Genomic DNA, 1033 nt, shown 5'->3' with positions numbered 1-1033 from the left:
ATATAACAAAATATGCTTACTTATTGAAATTCAGATAGTTAAAATAAAAACTATTCGGCGATTGTTTTCTTCTCTTATCCCGAACTCACGTTAAAATATTGAAAATGAGCGATCAGCGAACATAGTTCATGTCCCGTCCATTCCGCAAAAAACAATGTCAAAATTGAGCTAAACCCTTCAAATGATATCATTTGAAGGGTTTTTTGTTTTTGGCCGACACCGAAATATTCATCCGAAATCATAATTCTGTTGAGTAATTCGGGATCAAGCAGAAAAGCTGGGGGGGATGATAAATATTAATAGCTTAGGGGATTAAAAGATAATCTTGGAGACCGAACTATTAAAGCTGCTACTTCCCTTTACTCTTGTTGAGCAATTTGAACTGATCCGTATTGAGCCACAGGCTGATGGCTATCATTTATTTCTTGACCAGCGAAACCTCCCCCGCGTGAGTATGAGAGGCACAAACTGGAATCCAAAGGATTTGTTGATCAGGTTACACTACGGGATTTTCCGCTTAGGGGCAGAACTTGTTTTCTTCACCTAAGGCGGCGAAAATGACATGATCATACTACAGGAGGTACCGTTTACAGTTTGTGGGATTCGGTTGCAGAAGGCACGCGTTTAACGGCGGAGTTCGCTGCTTTTTTAAAAGGATTTAATTGATAATCATCCTTTAAGCTGTAAGTTTTTGGGAACACTGTTTCAGTTAGACGGCAAACGCCTGCAGGAGCAATATATCAGGCACTTAAGCGGCTTTATGAACTGGGAATAGCGGGAACATGCACAAGATTGGATTCTTTTCCCGGAGAATATAGGACCGCATTTAAGCTTAGATGAGGTTTGCCTGTCCCAGGGGGAATTATATACTGTATGAACCAATAAAGCAGCCCGCGGAAAAAAGGTGCGTTGATCGCCGTAGTCAAAGGAACGGTGAGTTTAACGTGAGTTCGGGATAAGAGAAGAAAACAATCGCCGAATAGTTTTTATTTTAACTATCTGAATTTCAATAAGTAAGCATATTTTGTTATAT

General features: G+C 39.9%; 1 protein-coding gene. It reads left to right on the top strand.

Annotated features, from left to right (window positions below):
* Positions 1-325: 325 nt before the first annotated feature.
* On the top strand, positions 326-547 hold the full coding sequence (locus LX99_RS25450; RefSeq protein ID WP_146203240.1) for a hypothetical protein: 222 nt from the start codon (positions 326-328) through the stop codon (positions 545-547).
* The last annotated feature ends 486 nt before the right edge of the window (positions 548-1033 follow it).

Source organism: Mucilaginibacter oryzae, assembly GCF_003148845.1.
Classification (GTDB): Bacteria; Bacteroidota; Bacteroidia; order Sphingobacteriales; family Sphingobacteriaceae; genus Mucilaginibacter; species Mucilaginibacter oryzae.
The sequence above is the reverse complement of the archived record's forward strand: the minus strand, read 5'-3'. Positions and strand labels throughout refer to the sequence as shown.